The sequence below is a fragment of the Ulvibacter litoralis genome (assembly GCF_900102055.1).
Classification (GTDB): Bacteria; Bacteroidota; Bacteroidia; order Flavobacteriales; family Flavobacteriaceae; genus Ulvibacter; species Ulvibacter litoralis.
On sequence record NZ_FNBA01000001.1, the window covers coordinates 247,375 to 271,115 of the forward strand.

The window sequence follows — 23,741 nt, forward strand, 5'->3', positions numbered from 1 at the left end:
TCTCGTACATGCGCTATATTCTAATTAATTTCTTGTGTACGCTACATTAAAAGCACCATTGGTCACCGAAACAGTATCTCCAATGTTATCTAAATTATAGCCTGTAAAACTGAACGTTCCCGAAACAGTGGTATCATCAAACGTTGAGATATTCACCTCTCCGTTATTTCCTTGTGCATTTCCAACTGTGGTGAATACAACCACAGTATTCGGATCTGGGTTACTTGGATCTGGCAAGTAGCTATACGTTCCAATGTTTACAAAATTCAACGAGTAGGTTCCTACACCGTCAAATCCTGTGATGATAAATTGAATATTTTCTGAGTCCATTGTTCCGCCACTTACAGCCATCGCTTGGAATTCGCCAGCTCCCGATAATTGCGCCGCAGTCGCTTCTGGAAACGATTCGTAGTTATTTCCATTCACTTTTGCTGTAAATTCTCCCGAACTAGCAGCCGTTCCTCCTCCATCGTCGTCTTTTTTACACGACGTTGCCATTAAAAGACTACAACTTAGGAATGTTATTAAGATTGATTTTGTAAAGATTTTCATAATGGTAGGGTTTTTAAGTTATTGAATACCACAAAGGTGGATTAAAAACCAAACTAGAATCAATACGGCATCTGTCGTATCCTTACAATGTAATGTGTGGGTTTTGTTGCTGAAAGTTTTCTATTTTTTGCTGAAGGTTTTTCAAGAAGGCTTGATGCGCTTCACTTTCGGGATAAAAAGGCCTGTGACGCAATCCTGATTGAATGCTATCAATTTCCTTCTGAAGCGGCGCCGTTTCCGAAGCAATCCAAGCTGTATTAAATCGTTCCCAAATAATAGCGATTGCCAACGCATTTGGATGCAGCATATCTTCCGCATAAAATCGATAGTCACGTAATTCGTCTAATAGCAACTCGTACGAAGGGAAATAATGCATTCTGTTTTTCGGTGCAATTAATTCGTGTAAACCTGCTAACAAATGTGCTTTACTCTGTGTATTTTCTACAAAACCATCTTTTAAATGCCGTACTGGTGAAACGGTATGCACAAAGGTCGCTTGTAGATTTACATCCTTAATTAAGGTAATTGTGTTTTCGATACTTGCGGCAACAGCTTCAGCTGAAAACAACTCTTTTAAAAATTTTTTCTGCGGAATTTTATGACAGTTCGCGACAAAGTTATCGGTTTCAATGAAGCGATACACCCAAGCCGTTCCGTAGGTAAACACGAAGTGTGTTGCAGTTTCAAGATACTCCTGAAGTAGTTTTAATTGTGTGTTCAATTTCCGAAGAAACGCTTCTTTATTAGCATCACTCAACAACGAATGAACTTCAAAACAATGCCATTGCTCGTTGTGAAAAAACAAATCTGCTTCCGTAAAAAGTGTTTCATTGAGTGCACGGGTCACTAACTTTTCAATCGCAACAGGATGAAATACTATTCCGAAGGGATTTTGAAGGGTGTTAAACTTGTAATACGCTAGTTTATCGCCGATATTCTCTACAAAACAAGACCCAAGCAACAAGACCTTTGAGTTGTAATCAATTGGGTTGTGCTCGGGTTGTATGTTTATTTGCGTGTAAAGTTTCATTGAAGAAACAAACGTGATTATTATTCAATATACGTAACGGCTTTTGCCAACGCTTCTGGAATACCGCTTGGATTTTTACCTCCAGCAGTAGCGAAAAACGGCTGACCCCCACCGCCACCTTGAATGTACTTTCCAAGTTCGCGAACAATTTGTCCTGCATTTAACTTGCGTTCTGTTGCCAAGTCTTTCGAAATGTAACAAGTAAGCAATGCTTTGCCCTCGTTTTGAGAACCAAATAAGATAAATAGATTGTCTATTTCGCCTCCTAATTCGAATGCGAGATCTTTCAATCCTGACGCATCTAAATCTAGTTCTTTTGCTAAAAAGTGAACGCCATTAATTTCGGTAACTTCCGATTTTAAATCTCCTTTTACATTTTTAGCTTTATCTTTCAACAGTTGTTGTACTTGTTTTTGCAACTGACTGTTTTCTTCTTGCAAACTTTCAACTGCTTTCACAGGATCTTTTACATTGTTCAATGACTTCTGAAGTTTTGAAAAAGCATCACTACGATCTATAAAATACTGTTTTGCAGCATCGCCTGTAATGGCTTCAATACGTCTTATTCCGCTAGCCACAGCACCTTCCGAAGTAATAATAAAATGCCAAATATCAGCTGTGTTTGCAGCATGCGTTCCGCCACAAAGTTCCATCGAGGTTCCAAATTTTATCGCGCGAACAGCATCGCCGTATTTTTCGCCAAACAAGGCAATAGCACCTTCGTCAATCGCTTGCTGGTACGGAATATTTCTACGCTCTTCCAACGCCAATCCTTCACGAATACGCGCGTTTACAAAGTCTTCTACTTGTTTCAACTCTTCATCGGTTACCTTGCTAAAGTGTGAAAAATCGAAGCGTAAATTTCGGCTGTGCACCATCGATCCTTTTTGCCCAACATGTTCGCCCAAAATAGTTCGTAACCCTTGGTGTAACAAGTGTGTTGCGGTATGATTTGATGCCGTTCTAAACCGTTGTTTCTCATCCACAACTGCTTTAAAAGTACCTTCAGGATTTCGAGGAAGGTGTTTTACAAAATGGATAATTAAATTGTTCTCCTTTTTGGTATCCACAACATAGGTAACTCCGCCATCTTGTGCTTCCAAATACCCTTTATCACCAACTTGACCACCGCCTTCAGGATAAAAAGGCGTAAGATTAAATACCAACTGGTACATTTCGCCATCCTTTTTGCTTTCCACTTTGCGGTAGCGTGAAATTTTAATTGTAGTTTCTAAAGTATCATACCCTACAAATTCTTCTTCCGCATCGTCAAATAAAACTTCCCAATCGCCCGTAGCAACTTTGGTTGCTGCACGAGAACGGTCTTTTTGTTTTTGTAATTCTTTTTCAAAACCAGCTTGATCTAATTCGTAACCTCTTTCACGAAGAATTAAGGCTGTTAAATCGATTGGAAAACCGAAAGTGTCGTACAATTCGAATGCTTTTTTACCCGAAATTGTTTTAGAATCTGCACTTTCAATGATATTTTCTAACAATACCAACCCTTGATCTAAAGTTCTTAAGAATGAATTTTCTTCTTCCTTAATGACATTGGTGATTAGGTTTTTTTCAGAAATTAATTCAGGGAACGCATCTCCCATTTGCTTGCTTAGCGTTGCCACCAATTTGTAAATAAATGGCTCTTTGGTATCTAAAAATGTAAATCCGTAACGAATTGCACGTCGTAAAATTCTACGAATCACATACCCTGCTCCCGTATTACTTGGTAATTGTCCGTCGGCAATAGAAAAAGCTACTGCACGAACGTGATCGCTAATGACACGAATGGCAATGTCTATTTTCTCGTCTTTACCGTATTTGCTATTGGTTACTGCTTCTATTTCACGAATAAGCGGTGTAAATACATCGGTATCGTAATTACTCTGTTTGTTTTGTAACACCATGCACAAACGTTCAAATCCCATTCCGGTATCTACGTGTTGTGAAGGTAATTTTTCAAGGCTTCCGTTTGCTTTTCTGTTGAATTGCATAAAAACCAAGTTCCAAATTTCCACGACTTGCGGATGGTCTTGATTTACTAATGAAGCGCCCGACACTTTTGCTTTTTCTTCCGCAGAACGAATATCTACGTGAATTTCGCTACAAGGACCACAAGGACCTTGTTCGCCCATTTCCCAAAAGTTATCTTTTTTATTTCCGTTAATAATTCGGTCTTCCGGTACAAATTGTTTCCACAACTCGTAAGCTTCTGTATCACGTGCTAAGTCTTCTGAAGCATCGCCTTCAAAAATAGTAACATATAAAATCGATGTATCAATTTTATAAACTTCGGTCAACAACTCCCACGCCCATTCGATAGCTTCTTTTTTAAAATAATCGCCAAAACTCCAGTTTCCTAGCATTTCGAACATGGTATGGTGGTAGGTATCCATTCCCACCTCTTCTAAGTCATTATGTTTTCCACTAACGCGTAAACATTTTTGTGTATCAGAAATTCTAGATTCTTTTACGGCTTTATTTCCTAAAAAATACTCTTTAAACTGGTTCATCCCAGCATTGGTAAACATCAAGGTTGGATCGTCTTTCACTACCATAGGTGCCGATGGCACAATAGCGTGTGACTTTGATGTAAAAAATTCTAAAAACTGTGAGCGGATTTCGCGAGATGTCATACTAAATAATTTATACTATATATATGCAGTTAGTGTACTATGGAAACAATTTCTATATTTGTGTAACGTTTCAAAATTTAACACTACCTATCACCGAGCAAAAATATGATTTTTTAGCGTATGTCTAAGGTTAAATATTACTACGATAGCGAAACCCTTTCCTATCGAAAGATTGAAAACAAAAAAGGAAGAAAATTAGGTATTATTGTCTTAAGTATTTTGGGCATGATATTGAGCGGTTTTATGCTCTTACTAATCTACATAAACCTGCCTTATATTGAAACTCCCAAAGAGAAAGAATTAAAGCGTGAACTAACAAATATGACGCTGCAATACGATCTATTAAATAAAAAAATGGATCATGCTGCCGCAGTATTACACGAGTTAGAAGACCGCGACAACAATCTATACCGTGTCTATTTTGAAGCAAATCCAATTCCGGAAGAACAACGAAAAGCAGGTTTTGGAGGTATAAACAGGTACCGTGATTTGGAAGGATATGATAATTCTAAACTCATTATATCGTCAAGCAAACGCTTAGATATTTTAACCAAACAAATTGTAGTGCAGTCAAAGTCATTAGACGAAATTGCAGTACTGGCTGAAGAAAAAGAAAAATTATTGGCGGCGATTCCAGCAATTCAACCTGTAAACAATGAAGATCTAACACGAATGGCATCCGGATATGGTTTTAGAACTGATCCTTTTACCAAAGCGCGAAAAATGCATTGGGGAATGGATTTTACAGCACCTCGTGGCACCCCTGTATATGCTTCTGGCGACGGGAAAGTAACAAGAGCAGACAATACAGCTTCTGGCTATGGAAACCACATTCGTATCGATCACGGGTATGGGTATCAAAGTTTGTATGCGCATTTGTATAAATACAACGTGCGTGCAGGACAACATGTAAAAAGAGGTGATTTAATTGGTTTCGTAGGAAGTACAGGACGCTCTGAAGCACCACACCTTCATTACGAGATATTTAAAGACAACCAACGCATCAACCCTATTAATTTTTACTACGGAAACCTAAGTCCTGACGAATTTACGAACATGCTTAGAGCTTCGCAGCAAGAAAACCAATCTCTTGATTAATGCACGTAGAACTACCTGAAAGACGCTATTACGGCATTGGCGAAGTTGCCAAAGCCTTCGATGTAAACACATCGTTGATACGCTTTTGGGAAAAAGAATTTGATGTTTTAAAACCTAAAAAGAACGCCAAAGGAAATCGGAAGTTTACTCCTGAAGACATCAAAAACCTCGAACTTATCTACCATTTAGTAAAAGAACGAGGCTTTACACTAGAAGGCGCCAAAACACATTTAAAAGAAAACAAACAAAAAACCTTAAACCACTTTGATATCATTCGGAAGTTAGAATCGATAAAAGCCGAATTACTTAAAATTAAAGAACACCTTTAACCTCAACACTATGAAAAAATCACTTATCGTAATTATTGCCATTGTGGCTATCCTTGCTATTGTAGGATTTACAATGGGACCTAAATTTTACAACACAGGAATACAACTTCAAGAAACCGCTACCGCGCAATGGGGAAATGTAGAAAGTGCGTACCAACGTCGTGCAGACCTTATTCCAAACATTGTAAACACAGCAAAAGGATATGCTGAATTTGAGCAAGAAACTCTTTTAAAAGTAACTGAAGCGCGTAGTAAAGCGACTTCAATTACGATTGACCCTTCAAATATTACGCCTGCGCAATTGGCACAATTTCAACAGGCACAAGAAGGATTAACTTCAGCTTTATCACGTTTATTAGCTGTTTTTGAAAGATATCCAGACCTTAAGGCGAATGAGAACTTTAAAGAGCTTATCAACGAGTTGGAACGTACCGAAAACCGAATCAATGTAGAGCGTAATCGTTTCAATGAAAGCGTGAAACCTTTCAACATTCACTTAAAAACATTCCCGAACAACATCATCAATAACTTTATTGGGAAGTTTACTGAAATGGCTTATTTTGAAGCAGACAAAGGTTCTGAAAAAGCACCTGAGGTTGAATTTGACTTCGGAAAATAATCGCTATGTCTAAAGTTGAAGATTTTTTAACACCTTCCGAGGAAGCAGCAGTAGTCGAAGCCATTCGTATTTCAGAAAAAAATACGTCGGGTGAAATTCGAGTGCATTTAGAAGCACACAGTAAAATTGACGCTTTTGATCGCGCTACGGAAGTTTTCGAATTTCTACACATGAGCAATACCAAACAAAGCAATGGCGTGCTTATTTATGTAGCTGTAGAAGACCGAACCCTCGTCATTATGGGTGATAGCGGCATTAACGATGTCGTAGCTCCTAATTTCTGGGAAAGCACTAAAGACAGTATGATTTCGCAATTTAAAGACGGAAACACCAAACAAGGTTTAATTGACGGCGTACTAAAAGCCGGAGAACAACTAAAGAAACACTTTCCGTATAAAAAAGACGATAAAAATGAATTGCCAGACGAGATTTCGATTGGATAATTCTTTTAAAAATATATTTTTCAATACAAAATAAAAAAATTACACCCATGATTATTGAACCTAGAACCCGTGGATTTATATGCCTTACCTCTCATCCAAAAGGGTGTGAGCAGAATGTTATAGACCAAATTGAGTATGTAACCTCAAAAGGTGAAATAGAAGGTCCTAAAAAAGTACTTGTTATTGGTGCTTCCACAGGATTTGGACTGGCTTCTCGCATTACTAGTGCATTTGGCTCTAACGCATCAACTATTGGTGTGTTTTTAGAAAAACCACCTACAGAAGGAAGACCTGCTTCTCCCGGTTGGTACAACAGCGCTTACTTTGAAGAGCAAGCACATAAAGCTGGTTTGTACGCTAAGAGTATCAATGGCGATGCTTTTTCACACGAAATTAAAAAACAAACTGTCGATTTAATTAAAGCTGATTTAGGAAAAATAGACTTGGTTATTTATAGCCTTGCTTCACCAGTGAGAGTGCATCCTGATTCTGGCGAAAAATTTAAATCTGTTCTAAAACCACTAGAAGGTGTTTTTACTAACAACACGGTCGATTTCCATACGGGCGTAGTTTCAGAAATAAGTATTGAGCCTGGAAACCAAGAAGACATCGATAACACCGTTACCGTAATGGGCGGTGAAGACTGGGGATTCTGGATAGACGCGTTGCAAGAAGCAGATGTGTTGGCACCAGGATTTAAAACGGTAGCTTACTCGTATATCGGTTCTGAACTTACAGAAGCTGTGTACAGAAAAGGAACGATTGGTCGTGCTAAAGATCATTTAGAGGCTACGGCTTTCACCATTACAGACAAGTTAAAAGCATTGGAAGGAAAAGCATACGTTTCGGTAAACAAAGCTTTGGTAACGCAAGCGAGTTCTGCCATTCCTGTAATTCCGTTGTACATTTCATTGCTGTATAAGGTGATGAAAGAAAAAGGATTGCACGAAGGGTGTATTGAGCAAATTCAGCGTCTTTTTTCTGAAAGATTGTATGCTGAAACTACGGAAACAGACGAAAAAGGAAGAATTCGAGTTGACGATTGGGAAATGCGTGACGATGTACAAGCGGAAGTTGCTAGACTTTGGAAGGAAGCAACAACTGAAACTTTGCCAACGCTAGGAGATTTAGAAGGCTATAACACCGACTTTTTCAACCTGTTTGGCTTTAAAGTGGAAGGTATAGATTACGATGAAGATGTAAATGAAATGGTTGAAATTCCAGGATTACAATAACAAATTAAGACCTATAAAAAATGTTCCAACTGTTTCAGAAGTATAAAATTGTTTCAATAGTAGCACTACTATTCTTTTTTTCTGAAACAGTTGTAGCACAATTTCAAATTCCGGAGAAGCCTAAAGAACAGACTTCGGTATATGACTACATTGATTTACTTTCCGCAGGACAAAAAAGCAGCCTTGAAAACAAGCTACTTCGCTATGCAGACTCTACCTCTACTCAGATTGTTGTTGCCATTATTGGAAGCTCTAACGGAGAAGAATTAGACCTTCTAGGCGCAAAATGGGGTCATAAATGGGGCATTGGACAAGCCGATGAAGACAATGGTATTTTAATCCTTCTTGCCAAAGACGACAGACGGGTTGATATAAACACTGGCTACGGAATTGAATACCGCATTACCGATCTAATGGCTGAGCGTATTATTAATCGCGTTATGATTCCGGAGTTTAAAACAGGGAGTTACTACAACGGATTAGACAAAGGTGCCGATGCTATTTTTGCAGCGCTTAAAGGAGAGTTTAAAGAAGACAGAACGTTCAAAAAAAATTCGGATAACTACAATTTCATTATTGTTATTGTAATCTTCTTTATCATTATTTTCATTTTAGGGTCGAAGAAAAACGGCGGCGGCGGTAAAAACGGTGGTTCTAGAACTGGATCCAGTTTGCTCGACGTTATTATTTTAAGCAATATGGGACGTACGGGCGGATTTGGCTCTGGCGGCGGAAGCTTTGGAGGCGGTGGCGGATTTGGCGGCGGAGGCGGCTTTGGTGGCGGCTTTGGCGGTGGCGGATTTGGTGGTGGTGGTGCCAGCGGTGGCTGGTAAGCTTTTTAAAAATCACTTCGGAAAGCACTACGGTATATTGCAACTACGCAATCCTTCAGAAAAAACGCTGACTCAAAACCACAGTAGGTTTTAAGCAATACACACTCCTGAAATAGCGCACACAAAGTCACTTCTGAAAACTTTCAGAAGAAAAACAAATACTACATACCCTTAAAAAGCCATGTGTTTTATTTCTTACGGAAATAGATGGTTACCGGAACCCCTTTAAAATCGAATTCCTTACGTAATTTATTTTCGATAAAACGCTTGTACGGTTCTTTTACGTACTGTGGCAAATTACAGAAAAACGCAAAACAAGGATGCGGTGTTGGTAATTGCGTAACGAACTTAACTTTTACGTACTTCCCTTTGTTTGCAGGAGGTGGAAACGCTTCGATTATAGGCAACATGGTGTCGTTAAGCACACTGGTCTTAATCTTTTTACTACGATTTTGGAATACTTCTACCGCCGTTTCAATGGCTTTGTAGATACGTTGCTTGTGTAAAACAGAAATGAACACAATTGGCACATCTGTAAAAGGTTCGCATTGTTGACGAATGTATTTCTCAAATTCTTTTACGCTGGCGTTGTCTTTCTCTACTAAATCCCACTTGTTTGCCAAAATAATAACTCCTTTGTTATTACGGTGCGCCAACCAGAAAATAGCTTGTACTTGTCCGTCGAAACCACGAGTGGCATCGAATACCAAGATCATCACGTCACAATGCTCGATAGCACGAACACTTCGCATTACAGAGTAAAACTCTAGATCTTCTTTTACTTTACTTTTTTTACGAATCCCAGCAGTATCTACCAAGTTAAATTCGAAACCAAAACGGTTGTATTTTGTATCAATACTATCGCGGGTGGTTCCTGCGATGTCTGTAACGATGTAACGATTTTCACCAATAAGTGCGTTGATAAAAGAAGACTTTCCTGCGTTTGGTCGTCCTACGACAGCAAAACGTGGTAAGGTTGCTTCTTCTCTTTTTTCTTCTTCAGGAAGTGCTTTTACAAGATCGTCTAATAAGTCTCCTGTTCCGCTTCCGTTGATGCTTGAAAGGTTGTAGTATTTTTCGAAACCAAGGTTGTAAAACTCAACAGCATCGTTGGTACGAGCTGCACTATCTACTTTATTAACAGCAAGAAAAATAGGCTTTTTAGATCTACGAAGTAATTTTGCAACTTCTACGTCCATTCCTGTGATTCCACTTTCAACTTCCACCATAAAGATGATTGCGTCTGCTTCTTCAATGGCAAGTTTAACTTGATTGTCAATTTCAGTTTCAAAAACATCGTCACTTCCAACAACATATCCTCCAGTATCGATTACTGAAAACTCTTTTCCGTTCCAATCACTCTTTCCGTAGTGACGGTCTCTTGTCACCCCACTCACTGAATCAACAATAGCTTCTCTTCGCTCTATTAATCTATTAAAAAGCGTCGATTTCCCTACATTGGGTCTTCCTACAATGGCAACTATACTCATAATCTTGGTTTTGAGGTGCAAAAGTAATCTTTTCTAGCTATACTATGTATCTAAAAAAGCTACTGTTTCTAATTTAATTGGGTTATTGGGGTCAGCTAGTTAAAAAAAGTGGTTTCAAATGGGTTTTAGTATCAATAAAATCTAGTAATTTAATCGACTCAGAATCTATTCTATGGAAATTTCAAATCAAATTGTACTCAGACCTCGGTTTAAACTAACGGTAAAACAATCGAAAGAAGCCATTGTGTCATTATTTGAAGCCGCGAATAAAAATCAAAAAGACTTCCTAACCAATATAGTCGATGAACATATTTTTATTCGAATTCCTAAAGAACAGCACCATTTCTGGACACCACACTTACATTTAGAGATAAGAGATGAAGGAGAAAATTATAGCGACCTTCATGGCTTTTTTGGACCCAACCCTAAGGTTTGGACCTTGTTCATTTTTTTACATTTTGTACTAGCAATTTTGTTTATTGGGTTAGGTATTTGGATTTATACAAATTCTAGACTTGATAAGAGCTACCTCCCACAAATGGCAGGAATGCTCTTTTTAATTATTTGTTGGATTGGGTTATATATTGGAGGTCGATTAGGAAAGGCTACTGGAAAACAACAGATGGAAGAATTGTATCAGTTTATGAATCAAACACTCCAATTGTAAGGCATGCTGTTACGAAGCGTTTAAATGTACTGCCTTCTTCTTACTTCTTATTATAACCAAAACGTTTTAGCTGTCTGATATCGTTTCGCCAGTTCTTATTAACCTTTACATACAGTTCGATGTGAATTTGTTTTCCGAAGAACTTTTCCAAATCCTTACGTGCTTCAATTCCAACCCATTTAATGGCCTGTCCTTTATGGCCAATAATAATTCCTTTTTGCGTTTCGCGTTCTACCATGATGACACTTCGAATGCGGATGATATCATCGTCTTCAAAAAACTCTTCGGTATCGATCTCTACGGAATATGGAATTTCCTTTTTGTATTGCATCAAGATTTTTTCACGAATCGCTTCGTTTACAAAAAATCGTTCTGGCTTATCGGTTAATTGATCTTTAGGGTAAAACGGTGGTGATTCTGGAAGCAACTCTATAATCCGTTTAAAAACTTCAGTAACTCCAAAATTTTCAAGGGCAGAAATTGCAAAAACCTCAGCGTTTGGCACTTTAGATTGCCATAATTCTAGAGCTTCAGAAAGGGAAGCTTCATCACCTGTATCTATTTTATTAATTAATAGAAGTACGGGTATTTTGGCATTGGTTATTTTATTGAAAAAGGCTTCGTCTTTTAATTCTTTCTCGCCTAATTCGACTAAATACAAAAGCACATCGGCGTCTTCAAAAGCAGATTTTACAAAATCCATCATACTCTCTTGCAATTGATACGCAGGTTTGATAATTCCAGGTGTATCACTTAATACTACTTGAAAGTCTTCACCATTCACTATTCCTAGTATTCGGTGTCTTGTAGTTTGTGCCTTTGATGTAATTATAGACAACCGCTCCCCAATAAAAGCATTCATTAGTGTGCTTTTACCAACATTTGGGTTTCCTATAATATTAACAAATCCAGCCTTATGACTCATATATAAGTTTTGTGCAAAGATAATAGAAAAATAAAGGTATTAGATGGGAAAAGAGATATAACAAAAAACGCCCCGCTTAGCACCCACTTTTTATTTAAAGCAATTTGTAGTTAAAACCAATGAGACGCGTAGGAAATTTCAACGAATAAGTATCAAAAACCACCCTAAACAGCTTTTTATATACGATACCGTGCTTAAACGTTAAAACTTTAACTATATTTGTTTTAACTATCTCCATTATTTAAGTGAACATTTCTATATTTAAAGAAGGATTTTTGTTTACGTATGAATCTAAACCCCAAATCGAAGCCTATTATTACTTCTCCTTTAACACTTTTAAAGGAACAACTTTTTGCGTTTGCAAAAGAAGACTCTAACGTATTTAATTTTATCTTCAACCAAGGAAATAAAGGCCTGCTCTTTTTTGATATAAAAAACCCTACATTAAAGCATATTAATGAAGTTTGTATCAAAAGACTCGGATACTCACCTGCTTCATTTTCAGAAAAAGAAGCTTCTGGACTACTTTCAAAAACTGAAGAAAAAGTCTTTCTTGAATCTCTGAAAAAAAAACCAAATACGCCTGAGAATTATACTGGAGAGCTTTTATTTCTGAACAGAGAAAAGAAAAAAATCATCATGACGTATGAAGGTTTTTTCTGCAAAGACAAAGGCAACAACAGCACTTATTTTCTATGTAAAATAACGAAAAAAAATATCTCAAAAACCAATTATAAAAACATCATCGAAGGTGCAGAAATAGCAACCTGGGAAGCCAATCTTGATACCAGGGAGGTTATTTTTAATGAAAACTGGGCTGCAATATTAGGATATTCTTATTCAGAGCTATTTCCTTTAACAATAGATCGAGTACGTTCTTTTATGCATCCTAAAGACTTAGAAAACTCACAAAAAATACTCATGACTCATTTAGAAGGGAACACTCCCTTTTATGAATTTGAGTCGCGAATGAAGCATAAGTCTGGGAAATGGATTTGGGTATTTTTAAAGTCTAAAGTTGTAATCTACACCCCTGAGGGCAATCCACAATGGATGGCTGGATACATTGAAGACATTACCTCAAAGAAAAATGCCTACGACATTCAAAATACCTTTATAGCACAAGCTCCTAGAGCCATGGCAATGTTTGACAATAACATGGTGCATATTGCAGCTTCTGAAAAATGGGTTTCTGATTTTGCATTAAACAAAGAAGTTATTGGAAAAACAATTTATGAAGTATTTCCAGAAATTGCTGATTCGTGGGTCGAATTACATCAAAAATGTCTTGGTGGTGTTTCTGAAAGTGGTGATGATGAAATTTTTAAAAGAGAAGATGGTAATATATTTTGGATAACATGGGATGTACGCCCTTGGTATACAAACGACAATATCGTTGGAGGGTTAATTATTTACCTAACCGATGTTACGAAACGAAAAAATGCTGAAGACAAACTCGTTATTAGCGAAGCTACCTTTAGAGAGAGTTTCTATAGCTCTGCCACTGGAATGCTTTTTGTATCGCAAGAAGGAAGATGTTTAAAATCTAATAATGCAGTCTCTGATATTTTAGGGTATAGTGCTAAAGAATTAACAAGTATCAATTTTCGAGATATCACCCACCCTGACGATCTTGAAATTGATGTAAGTTTTTTTAATGAGCTTGTAGCTAACAAAAGAAGTTTTTATCGCATCTCTAAAAGATACATTCATAAAGAAGGGCATATCGTATGGGTTCTTATGTCTGTTGCTAAAATTGATGACCATAAAGGAAAAACAATTTACTACATTACTCAATTAACAGATATTACAGAACAAAAGAAGGCACAGCTAGAAGTTTACAAAACATCTTCTTATTTACAATCTTTAATGGATGCCAGTACGCATGTTATTATTTTTGCCAGAAACATGGAAGGGTACCTTACTGTTTTTAATAAAGGAGCTGAAAATTTATTAGGATATAACAAAGAAGACGTTATACTAAAAGAAACCACAGATCTCTTTCATCATCCTTTTAAAGACAGCACATGTTCCAATGTTACAGAAGAAGAGGATATAAGAATACAGAAAGAGTTTTTATATTTTATGGAAAAAGAGGGGCATTACACCAATGAATCTACTTTTACACGAAAAGACGGGAAACAGTTTCCAGTGTTACTAACAGTAACTTTTATAAAAGACTCTGAAGGAGAAAAGATGGGGTTTTTAGGAATTGCCACAGATATTACTGATCTAAAGGCAATAGACAAAAAGATGAAATCACTTCTTTCTATTACGCAAGAACAAAACGAAAAACTTAAAAACTTCGCCCAAATTGTTTCTCACAACTTGCGGTCTCATTATGGAAATTCTGAAATGTTACTTGAGCTTTTTCAGGATGAACATCCATCACTTATAAACGACTCTACATTTAATTTTATAAAGGAAACTTCAGAAAAATTAAACCAAACCATTTCGCTATTAAACGATGTAGTGGTTATAAACTCAACCCCTATAAAAAAACTAGATACTGTAGACGTGCAAAAGCTATTAAATATCGTGTTGTTTAATACAAAATCAATGGCTAAAAATGCAAATGTTACGATAGAAAGTTATATCGATAAACCACTTTTTGTTTTAGGGATAAATGCCTATATTGAAAGTATCATACAAAACATCATAAGCAATGCGATAAAGTATTTTTCTGCGGAAAGAGATAGTTTTCTAAAAATTAGGCATCGTAAAGATGATAAATTTATTATCTTATCTTTTGAAGATAACGGACTAGGTTTAGACTTAAAAAAGCACGGCAATAAAATATTTGGTATGTACAAAACCTTTCATAAACATGAAGATGCTAAAGGTATTGGTCTTTTCCTATCGAGACAACAAGTAGAAGTCATGGGAGGTCGTATTGAAGTAGAAAGTACTGTTGATAAAGGGTCCATATTTAAAGTGTATTTACCCTATGAATAAGATTTCAACAGCCTGCATAATAGATGATGATAAAATATTTATCTATACCCTAAAAAAAATGATGGAACATGTAAATTTTTGTTCCAATTTTATGGTATTTAACAATGGCCTAGAAGCAGTAAAAGGACTCCAAGAAATTTCAGAAAAAAAAGAAACACTTCCCGATCTTATCTTTTTAGACTTAAATATGCCAATTATGGACGGTTGGGACTATCTAGAAGAAATTAAAGATCACTCTACTATTAAAAACATTAGAACCTACATCGTTACCTCTTCCATAGATCCTGTCGATTTAGACAAAACAAAAACCTTTGAAACCGTAACAAGTTACATCACAAAGCCTCTTAACATCAAAAAACTAAAAGAACTTTTAAACAGTCTTTAGTCTTTTTTTAAGCGGTTTACTAATTTTCCAACGGTTAAGCCTTGTATTAGTATAGAAAACACGACTACAACATAGGTAATTACCAAAAACAAATCTCTGTGCATTACCTCTGTAAGTCCTAATGCAAGTGCGATAGAAATACCGCCACGCAAGCCTCCCCACGTCATGATTAGATTGGTATTTGGCACAAAATCTAACTTCTTCTCAAAAAACTTTATAGGCAACAATAGCGAAGTATAACGACACGCCAATATAATTGGAATGGCCAATAATCCCGCAACAATATAATTTCCTTCGAAGCTTAAGACCAACATTTCCATCCCTATCAATACAAAAAGAATGGTATTTAGTAGAATATCTATAAGCTCCCAAAACTTATCCACATAACTTTCTGTAACTTCAGACATCGCGCTGTGACGTACAGTATCCATTCCTACCATTAATCCTGCCGTTACCATAGCCAAAGGTGCAGAAACATGAAATTTATGTGCAATAGCCGTTCCTGCCATTACAGTTGCTAAGGTCATGATTACTTCAATATCATAATCGTCAATAGATTTTAAAAACCTATATGTCACCCAACCTAATAACAACCCTAACGCAATACCCCCTATCACTTCTTGTCCAAATAATACTACAATATCCATCGGACTCACCGTATCTCCTCCTAAGGTTGCAATTTGGAAAATGGTTAAAAACACTACAACTCCTACGCCATCGTTAAAAAGTGATTCGCCTACAATTTTAGTCTCTAGTTTTTTTGGTACTCCTGCTTGTTTTAATATTCCTAAAACAGCAATGGGATCGGTAGGAGAAATTAACGCTCCAAATAGTAAGCAATAGATATATGCAACTTCTAGTCCTAACATTTGAAGCACATAAAACATGACCGTTCCTACCAGAAATGTAGAAACCAAAACCCCTAATGTAGCAAACACAAATACAGGCCATCGCTGTACTTTTAATTGCTCAAAATTGGTATGTAATGCTCCTGCAAATAATAAAAAGCTAAGCATAACATCTAAAAGAACCGATTTAAAATCTATGGTTGTAATAATATAACGTTCTGCATCTAATAAGGTCGTATCAAAATAGCTAAGTCCGAGAACCGCTAACGTAAACACGATCGTAATAAGCATTAAACCAATTGTATTTGGCAAGTGCAAAAAACGAACATTGATATATCCAAACAAAGCCGCAAGAACAACGAGCGTTGTAATAATTGAAAAATAGTCCATAATAAAGCTTGTATCTGGCTAAGGTAATAATTAAATCCATTTAACATCAACCCTACATTAGAAGAAATAACTATCTTTAACTTATGCAACTCCCCGTAACAAAACTGTATTTGTTATGGCATACATCTTAGACACCCCTCCGCTTCACATTCAGAAAAACTTAGAAGCACTTTCAACAGATTTAGACCTACAACTCCCTGCTAAAAAAGTAGACAAAAACCTTCTTATAGCCAGTTGGAACATTCGCGCTTTTGGAAATTTAACCCGAAAATGGGAATCGGAACCTACAGATTCTCCTAAACGAGATTTACATGCGCTACGTTGTATTGCTGAAATCATAAAACGTTTTGACGTAATTGCAGTACAAGAAGTAAAAGCCAACATTCGAGCCCTTCGAGATACTTTAAAATACTTAGGAAGCAACTGGTCTTTAATTCTCACAGATGTGACCAAAGGAAGCGCTGGAAACGGAGAACGAATGGCGTATATCTTCGACACTAGAAGAGTGCAATTATCTGGTCTCGCTTGCGAATTGGTCGTCCCTAAAGAATGGTCTAAAAACATTGGAAAAGACGCATTAGACGAACAATTTGTTAGAACTCCCTATGCCGTAAGCTTTAAATGTGGCTACCAAACCTTCATTTTAGTTACCCTTCATATTAAATACGGAAAGAAAACTGAAGAACGAATTAAAGAACTCAAAGGAATTGCAAAATGGCTGGCAGATTGGGCAAGCGATATTAATGCATACCATCAAAACTTAATCACTTTAGGCGATTTTAATATTAACGAACGGGGTGATTTACTAGACAAAACCTTTCTTTCCGAAGGGCTTTACGTACCACCAGAATTACAAAACGAAGCGGTGACTAGGTCTATATTTAATACCACAAAATACTACGATCAAATTGCATGGTTTAACAACAGCAAAAATGTTCCTAATTTGTCACTCAACTTTATAAATGGAGGACACTTCGACTTTTTACCATCAGCACTCTCCAATAGAAACATATCGAAAAGAAGTCTCTCTTACCTTCTATCAGACCATTATCCTTTGTGGGCTGAGTTCGAATTATAAATTCTTTAACTTCTGAAAGTGGGTATGTTAGCCGTAACAAAACTATCTTTGAATAGTTATACTAAGTAGTAGGCAACTATTTTAAAGAAAAATGCGTCTATATAAATACAAAGTAAAAACCATTATGACGTTTATCAAAAAGAGTATATTTATTTTTAGCCTTTTGGGAGCTATCACAGCTTCAGCACAATCCTTTTCTGCAAAAGTAGTGGATAAAAAAACAGGAGAGGCCATTCCATTTGCTACTATTGAAACGGGCGAAAATCAGGGGGTAATTACCAACGAGGATGGTTTTTTTACTCTTTCTGAAAACAACGAGAGACAACCACAAGATTCTATTTACATTTCATCTTTAGGATATGCCAGAAAAGGAGTTTTGCTTCAGCATGTAACGGAAAACACCATTCTTCTAGAACCAAAAGAGTTTGAAATTAAAGAAGTCTTTTTAACCAACAATCCGTTAGATTCCGAAGAAATTATAGACCGCGTAAAAGAAAATCTAGACCGTAATTATTCCACAGGTCTCAGTAATAAAAAAGTATTTTTTAGACAATCCGATTTTAAGAAAATGAATAAAATAGACTTCGGATTTCAGAAGTCTAGCATTGAAGAATTGAACAAAGAATTAATGGATAGTATTGCACTTATACTTCCAAAAACGGCTTCGCATTACACTGAAATTGCAGGAAATATTTACGGCGATTATACAACACCAAAGCTTCATATAGATAAGGCAGCCGAATTGTACGATAAGTCGAAAGACCTTTCTTCGGAAGCACTTACCGATCGTTTGGAAAAAATATTTAAGGAGAACATCAAGCCAAATTCCTATTTAAAAATTAAATCTGGTTTCTTCGGAACCAAAGTCGATTTAGAAGAAACCGATAATGAGTCACAAGATGGCAAAATGATTCAAATACGCACTGAAAACCCTGATGATGCCCCAACGCTACTTACCAACCAAAAAGAGCGTATTGCCGATATTTACAAGCAACTTTTCTTTAATGAAGATTCAGAATTAGACTTTTTAGACAAATCGAATCGGTACACATTCGAACTTAAAGACTACTCCTATATTGAAGATGCATCGGTGTATATTATCGAGTTTTCGCCCAAAGGAAAAAAAGATTTCAAAGGCGTTTTATACGTAACTACCGACGACTTTGCAATTGTCCGTTTGGAATTTGACAATGTCCGTCCGCTGAAAAAATTCGGGATGTTTGGTATCAACTACAGAAGATCCATCTTTAAAGGTAAAATGCTCTTCGGAAAAGACCAAAACGGAAAATACGCCCCGCGTTATATCGAGATTGAAGACGGGAGCACGTTCGGAATTGAGCGTCCGTTAAAAATAATTGAAAAGAACAAACACGTAAAAGGAAGACGCAAGCAAAACGAACTTTCATTAGAACTGAATATTCAAGGCGCGTCTCGCGTTAAGTATGAATTGGTGGTATTTGCTTCGGAAACTATTTCGCAAAGCACATTTAATGCTGCTACCGAAAACACGAACGTTAAAGCCACTCATTTATCGAGCTACGACCCTACGTTTTGGCAAGATTATACCATTATGGAACCCAACAAGGCCATACAAGCATTTAAGGTGATTGAAGAATAACCAATCACTTCGTATTTCATTTTTTAGTATCTTTAATCTCACACAAACAACTCACGTACAAATACGTACATTAAATACGTCCGTATTTGTATTTTGAGAATCCTTCCCCATTGGCCTAATTTTTCAACTAGTTCACATGGTACAACGAGATTATACAGACATTGTAAAAGAAACTTTAAACGCTGCCTATGGATTCAACCTTCAAAAAGAAGTGGAATTGCCTAAAGGACGCCCTTTCAAATTTTCTTTAGGAGATCCTGAAAATAAGGTTGTTGTTGATATAAGACCTCTTTCTGAAAGCATAGAAATCGAATTTATTTCTAGCGACATAGTACCATATGTTGGAGAAGCAATGTATATTTTTGGGCCTAGTGTACACTACTTTTTAGTGTATGAAGCCGGTTTGTATTCTAGCGATATCAGCCAATTAGAATCTATAATTTCTGATGATTCTGGAGTGAATATTTCAATTTTAGACCAAGATAGCATTCAAGATCTTAGACTACGGCATCTCCCATCCGAAACTGTTGCGGAAAGCGAGGCTACTAAAACCACTAAAAAATCACAACAATCTTCCACATTTGATGAAGCTGCTGAAATAGACGCTAATGCTCCGAATACTTCCATCACAGAGTACAACTCCTCTGAATTTTTAGCACTTCCCGAAGTTCAAAGCAGGCAGTTTTTTGTGGTGGGTACACAATGGGGTGCTTACGAACAATCTCAGCGATTTATAGACCAAGGTATTTGGGATAATGGTACGAATGAAGATGTAAAACAACTGGTAAACACCATTCAAGTAGGTGATATCTTAATTCAAAGAGCCGATGCAGAAAACCAGAAAATTTCTACATTACACATTAAAGCTATGGGCGTTGTAACACAGCTTCAACAAGACAACAGCCCCATGAAGGTAAATTGGGCACTTCATGGTTTTGGATACAGTATCCCTTCTATTGAATCGTATCACGACAGTATTGTACAACCTTCAAAAGAAGAAATTACGCTCCTCATAGAGACATTTAACGATTTTCAATTAGGAGATTTTGTAAAACATCTCACGCCACTTCCGCTCCCTCACAACACGCAAACTATTGCCGGAATTTTAAGTGACGCCGATATTGGCGTAGATTATTTAAATATTACAAAAGACATTGCAGCTTTTTCACGTGTGATTGCCGCCAAAAGCTTTTTGCCGCCTTTGGCGATTGCACTCTTCGGAAAGTGGGGTTCTGGGAAAAGTTTTTTTATGCGAAAACTGAAAGAACAAATTGAAGAGTTAACGGTTCAAACGGAAGGAGATCATTTTTGCCGCGGAATTGCACAAGTTCATTTTAATGCGTGGTCGTATATGGACTCTAATCTTTGGGCAAGTATAGTTACTCGTATTTTTGAAGGATTGCAACAATACATTAGTAACGACACCACTGCTAAAAATGTAAAAAAAGAAGTTGAAAAAGCCTTAACCTCAAAACTGAATAGTACGAATCAAGAACTGGAAACTCTTAAAATTGAGAAAAACTTGATAGACAACAAACTTTCTGTCTTGAAAACCAAAAGAAAGAAATTAGAAGATGACCTATCAAAAAAAATAAAAGAGATAAAAGAAAATACATTGGTTTCGGTGTTAAAAAATGTGGATGCAGAATTTGATGTACAAAACAAAATAGAAAAAGCGATTCGCACCAATAAATCAATGAATCAAAACGTTGAAGATTTTAAGGAAATTATTCCTGAAAAATATTGGAAAACGCCGGATGAGTTTTACGAACAAGCCACTGCGATAACAACCTTTTTAAAAGTCTTTTTCGACAAAAATAAATGGTGGAAAAACATCTTATGGCTTCTCGGCATCATCATTATTATTCTAGGGGTACCCTTGGCAGTATCGTACATTGGTGCCGTTGTCGGACTTACAAACCTTCGTCTTTCACCCGAAACATGGTCGCTACTTACAGTTGCCGGTGGTCTTGCAATTCGCGGGATAAACACCTACACCAAAATGCAACCTTTAGTGGCTTCCTTTTGGGAAATTCGAGAAGACTACGCCCTTAAAAAAGAAGAAGCGACACAGTCTTTTGCACAACAACAAAAAGCCCTTACCGAAGAAATAGAAAATTATCGTCGAGAAATAGAAGGGCTTAATCAACAAATTATTTTATCTACCCACGAACAAGCAACCCTTAAGTTTAGATTAAAAAACACGCTTTCTACTGAAGCGCTGCACTCCTTTATAGAACGGAAAAGTGAAAGTAAAGACTACGCCAAACATTTGGGCATTATTTCGACCATTCGGAAGGATTTTGAAATTTTAAGTGAGCTTTTCACCGATCATAACGACGAAGTAAAAAAGGTTAAAAAAGAGGCCGCAGAGCAGTTTAAAAACTATTTTGAACACCCTCTAGAGCGCATCATTTTATACATAGACGATTTAGACCGATGCCCTGAGGAGCGTGTGGTAGAAGTATTGGAAGCAGTGAATCTCTTGATGGCCTATCCGCTATTTGTGGTGGTGGTAGGTGTGGACCCGCGCTGGGTTAAAAATGCGTTGTACAAACGGCATCAATTGCAATTTACCTCACAAACGGAGAACAGTCATGTCGAGTTAATTAAACCATCGGCGTATTTAGAAAAGATTTTTCAAGTGCCTTTTAACCTCAAAAAACCCTCAGATACTAGTGTGAAATTTATGCTGAAATCACTTGCAGAAACACAACCAGTTGCTATTCTTTCTTCGGAAAATGCTTCGGAAAGTTTTACAGGTTCGTTGGACGATACGGCTACTATCGAAACTACTACGGAAGCTTCAGAAGGAACCGAAAACAAAAATGAAACGCTTCTGAAACCAAACGATGCAAATGAAGAATCCGTCTCCTTAAACACAGATCCGTCCCTTTCCGAAGTAAAAAAACCACAGCCTATCGAAATAGAATCGCTCACCTTTTCAAAAACAGAAATAACACTCATTCAAACCATGTCGCCCATTGTGGGTGGGAGTCCGAGAGCGATTAAGCGATTTATCAATATTTTTAGAATTGTAAAAGCACACGAAGATTACCCTAACAATTTGTCGGCAGATGAGACCAAAGTTGTATTGTTTTTACTGGCACTTCCCTTGGGAAATTACAAAAAATTATACGCTCCTTTTATAGACAAAATGAAAAATCATAGCGAAATTGAAACTTTTGAAAGTTTTTTTATGAGTTTTAAAGACGCAACATACAATGGCAAAGAAGTACAAGTATTAGCTTCCGAATTGCAGGAAATTATCACCCTTGATAAAAACAATTTGGGAGCAACTCCGTTGGCAAGTTTTTCGAAACAGTTTCCGTTACTGAAACGATTCTCGTATGTAATTGATTAATTATAAAAACAATTTAGAAACAGCGTTGTATTCTATTTCTTTAAAGTGTGAAATCACCTTATCGGCTTTTGAGTAATCCTGATTTTTAGAATGATAACTGTTGTAACCCACACAGTAAATATTGGCTCCTTTCGCGGCTTGAATTCCGTTGGTAGAGTCTTCAATCACCATGCATTCGCTGGTGTGATGTCCAGAAGCTTCTGCAGCTTTGCTAAAAATTTCGGGATGCGGCTTGGATTCTTTTAAATCGGCACCACTTAATTTCGCCACAAAATATTGATCGAGATCAAAGCGGGTAAAAATTCGATTGATGTTAGGCATAGAAGCCGAAGATGCCAAAACAAGAGTCAATCCGTTGCTGTGATAGTCTTTAATACGTTCTTCCACACCTTCAATAAGCCCTAGAGATTCGTCGGTATCAAAAAGATGTTTAAAGTATTTCCTCTTGATGGACACTAGATTTTCTGGCGTTGTATCCAATTCAAAATGAGTGACTAATTTTTTACAAATATTGATGGTAGATTGCCCCGTAAAACTTTCGTAAAGAGCGTCAGAAACGGCAACAGAAGCCTCATCAAACATACTGTAATAGGCTTTTTTATGAAGCGGTTCTGTATCTACAATTACTCCATCCATATCAAATAAAACAGCTTTAAGCATCTCTTTCTTTTTTTTTGCTAAGATATGGAAACCTATATAAATAACATCCTTTACTACTCGTACAAAACCCGTAAATGATCTCATAATTTAGTATCTTGGAGCATCGAACTGGGCGTTCAATACACATTCATTTAATATTTACAATCATGAAATTAGGAGCATTTTCAATAAGTCTTAGCGTTAAAGACATTCATAAATCAAAAGAATTTTACGAAAACTTAGGGTTTGAGGTTTTTGGTGGCGCAATCGAAAAAAATTATTTAATTCTGAAAAATGGGGATTCTCTTATCGGAATATTTCAAGGAATGTTCGAAAATAACATTCTAACGTTCAATCCAGGTTGGGATACAAACGCAAACACATTAGAGCAATTTGATGATGTTCGCGACATTCAGAAACATTTAAAAGAAAAAGGAGCACAATTACTTAGTGAAGCAGACGAATCCACTTCAGGACCTGCTAGTTTTATGGTTCTAGATCCCGACGGAAACACCATTTTGGTCGATCAACATGTCTAGTTTTTATATGCCAAAAGAGAGGTAAGAGACTTGATACCTGACATATATCATATTTTGCGATTCCAATGCTA

20 protein-coding genes are annotated in these 23,741 nt (G+C 36.8%); 13 read left to right on the top strand and 7 right to left on the bottom strand.

Going from position 1 to position 23,741, the window contains the following annotated elements; genetic code table 11:
• Positions 1 to 24 precede the first annotated feature (24 nt).
• From BLQ00_RS01150 to alaS, 3 genes are all read right to left on the bottom strand, one after another.
• Positions 25 to 552, bottom strand: coding sequence for a Riean_0653 family protein (locus BLQ00_RS01150; RefSeq protein ID WP_139149343.1), 528 nt, complete (start codon positions 550 to 552; stop codon positions 25 to 27).
• Positions 553 to 634: 82 nt separating this feature from the next.
• Complete coding sequence (locus BLQ00_RS01155; protein WP_093139541.1) at positions 635 to 1,582, bottom strand: GSCFA domain-containing protein; 948 nt, start codon at positions 1,580 to 1,582, stop codon at positions 635 to 637.
• Between the two features lie 20 nt (positions 1,583 to 1,602).
• Positions 1,603 to 4,215 (bottom strand): alanine--tRNA ligase, encoded by a 2,613-nt coding sequence (gene alaS / locus BLQ00_RS01160; protein WP_093139542.1) that lies wholly within the window; start codon positions 4,213 to 4,215, stop codon positions 1,603 to 1,605.
• A gap of 120 nt (positions 4,216 to 4,335) precedes the next feature.
• Here alaS and BLQ00_RS01165 point away from each other — a divergent pair, with 120 nt between their 5' ends.
• From BLQ00_RS01165 to BLQ00_RS01190, 6 genes are read left to right on the top strand one after another with little or no spacing between them, the layout of a single operon-like run.
• Positions 4,336 to 5,313 carry a M23 family metallopeptidase gene (locus BLQ00_RS01165; RefSeq protein WP_093139544.1) on the top strand — a complete coding sequence of 326 codons (978 nt, stop codon included), beginning with the start codon at positions 4,336 to 4,338 and terminating at the stop codon, positions 5,311 to 5,313.
• Entirely contained in the window at positions 5,313 to 5,642 is a 330-nt protein-coding gene (locus BLQ00_RS01170) for a MerR family transcriptional regulator (protein ID WP_093139545.1), read from the top strand. The genes BLQ00_RS01165 and BLQ00_RS01170 overlap by 1 nt, the downstream gene beginning before the upstream one ends.
• A 10-nt stretch (positions 5,643 to 5,652) precedes the next feature.
• Positions 5,653 to 6,261 carry a LemA family protein gene (locus BLQ00_RS01175; RefSeq protein ID WP_093139547.1) on the top strand — a complete coding sequence of 203 codons (609 nt, stop codon included), beginning with the start codon at positions 5,653 to 5,655 and terminating at the stop codon, positions 6,259 to 6,261.
• Positions 6,262 to 6,266: 5 nt separating this feature from the next.
• Positions 6,267 to 6,704, top strand: coding sequence for a TPM domain-containing protein (locus BLQ00_RS01180; RefSeq protein ID WP_093139548.1), 438 nt, complete (start codon positions 6,267 to 6,269; stop codon positions 6,702 to 6,704).
• A 47-nt stretch (positions 6,705 to 6,751) separates the two neighbouring features.
• Complete coding sequence (gene fabV, locus BLQ00_RS01185) at positions 6,752 to 7,939, top strand: enoyl-ACP reductase FabV (RefSeq protein WP_093139550.1); 1,188 nt, start codon at positions 6,752 to 6,754, stop codon at positions 7,937 to 7,939.
• Between the two features lie 20 nt (positions 7,940 to 7,959).
• The gene (locus BLQ00_RS01190) at positions 7,960 to 8,772 is read left to right on the top strand and encodes a TPM domain-containing protein (RefSeq protein WP_093139551.1); all 813 of its coding nucleotides are present in this window, start codon (positions 7,960 to 7,962) and stop codon (positions 8,770 to 8,772) included.
• A 188-nt stretch (positions 8,773 to 8,960) separates the two neighbouring features.
• On the opposite strand, the gene der is transcribed toward BLQ00_RS01190, so the two are convergent.
• Positions 8,961 to 10,265, bottom strand: coding sequence for a ribosome biogenesis GTPase Der (der, locus tag BLQ00_RS01195; RefSeq protein WP_093141842.1), 1,305 nt, complete (start codon positions 10,263 to 10,265; stop codon positions 8,961 to 8,963).
• A gap of 169 nt (positions 10,266 to 10,434) precedes the next feature.
• On the opposite strand from der, the gene BLQ00_RS01200 reads away from it, so the two are divergent.
• Complete coding sequence (locus BLQ00_RS01200) at positions 10,435 to 10,929, top strand: GTP-binding protein (RefSeq protein WP_093139553.1); 495 nt, start codon at positions 10,435 to 10,437, stop codon at positions 10,927 to 10,929.
• 40 nt (positions 10,930 to 10,969) lie between these two features.
• On the opposite strand, the gene era is transcribed toward BLQ00_RS01200, so the two are convergent.
• Complete coding sequence (gene era / locus BLQ00_RS01205) at positions 10,970 to 11,854, bottom strand: GTPase Era (RefSeq protein WP_093139554.1); 885 nt, start codon at positions 11,852 to 11,854, stop codon at positions 10,970 to 10,972.
• 285 nt (positions 11,855 to 12,139) lie between these two features.
• Between era and BLQ00_RS01210 the strand changes: the two genes are divergently transcribed.
• Both BLQ00_RS01210 and BLQ00_RS01215 read left to right on the top strand, forming a co-directional pair.
• Positions 12,140 to 14,809: a PAS domain-containing protein gene (locus BLQ00_RS01210; RefSeq protein ID WP_093139556.1), complete on the top strand. Its 2,670-nt coding sequence runs from the start codon at positions 12,140 to 12,142 to the stop codon at positions 14,807 to 14,809.
• Entirely contained in the window at positions 14,802 to 15,194 is a 393-nt protein-coding gene (locus BLQ00_RS01215) for a response regulator (RefSeq protein WP_093139557.1), read from the top strand. Before BLQ00_RS01210 ends, BLQ00_RS01215 begins: the two co-directional genes overlap by 8 nt.
• On the opposite strand, the gene BLQ00_RS01220 is transcribed toward BLQ00_RS01215, so the two are convergent.
• Positions 15,191 to 16,432 (bottom strand): cation:proton antiporter, encoded by a 1,242-nt coding sequence (locus BLQ00_RS01220; protein WP_093139559.1) that lies wholly within the window; start codon positions 16,430 to 16,432, stop codon positions 15,191 to 15,193. The genes BLQ00_RS01215 and BLQ00_RS01220 overlap by 4 nt on opposite strands.
• Before the next feature lie 115 nt (positions 16,433 to 16,547).
• Here BLQ00_RS01220 and BLQ00_RS01225 point away from each other — a divergent pair, with 115 nt between their 5' ends.
• The 3 genes from BLQ00_RS01225 (at position 16,548) to BLQ00_RS01235 (ending at position 22,492) form a co-directional block, all read left to right on the top strand.
• On the top strand, positions 16,548 to 17,510 hold the full coding sequence (locus BLQ00_RS01225; RefSeq protein WP_093139560.1) for an endonuclease/exonuclease/phosphatase family protein: 963 nt from the start codon (positions 16,548 to 16,550) through the stop codon (positions 17,508 to 17,510).
• 91 nt (positions 17,511 to 17,601) lie between these two features.
• The gene (locus BLQ00_RS01230) at positions 17,602 to 19,128 is read left to right on the top strand and encodes a carboxypeptidase-like regulatory domain-containing protein (RefSeq protein ID WP_093139562.1); all 1,527 of its coding nucleotides are present in this window, start codon (positions 17,602 to 17,604) and stop codon (positions 19,126 to 19,128) included.
• A 136-nt stretch (positions 19,129 to 19,264) separates the two neighbouring features.
• Positions 19,265 to 22,492: a P-loop NTPase fold protein gene (locus tag BLQ00_RS01235; protein ID WP_093139563.1), complete on the top strand. Its 3,228-nt coding sequence runs from the start codon at positions 19,265 to 19,267 to the stop codon at positions 22,490 to 22,492.
• Here the strand turns inward: BLQ00_RS01235 and BLQ00_RS01240 are convergent, their stop codons facing one another.
• Positions 22,493 to 23,152 (bottom strand): HAD family hydrolase, encoded by a 660-nt coding sequence (locus BLQ00_RS01240; RefSeq protein WP_093141845.1) that lies wholly within the window; start codon positions 23,150 to 23,152, stop codon positions 22,493 to 22,495. It abuts the gene before it with no gap.
• 146 nt (positions 23,153 to 23,298) lie between these two features.
• Here BLQ00_RS01240 and BLQ00_RS01245 point away from each other — a divergent pair, with 146 nt between their 5' ends.
• Positions 23,299 to 23,670: a VOC family protein gene (locus BLQ00_RS01245; protein ID WP_093139565.1), complete on the top strand. Its 372-nt coding sequence runs from the start codon at positions 23,299 to 23,301 to the stop codon at positions 23,668 to 23,670.
• Positions 23,671 to 23,741 lie beyond the last annotated feature (71 nt).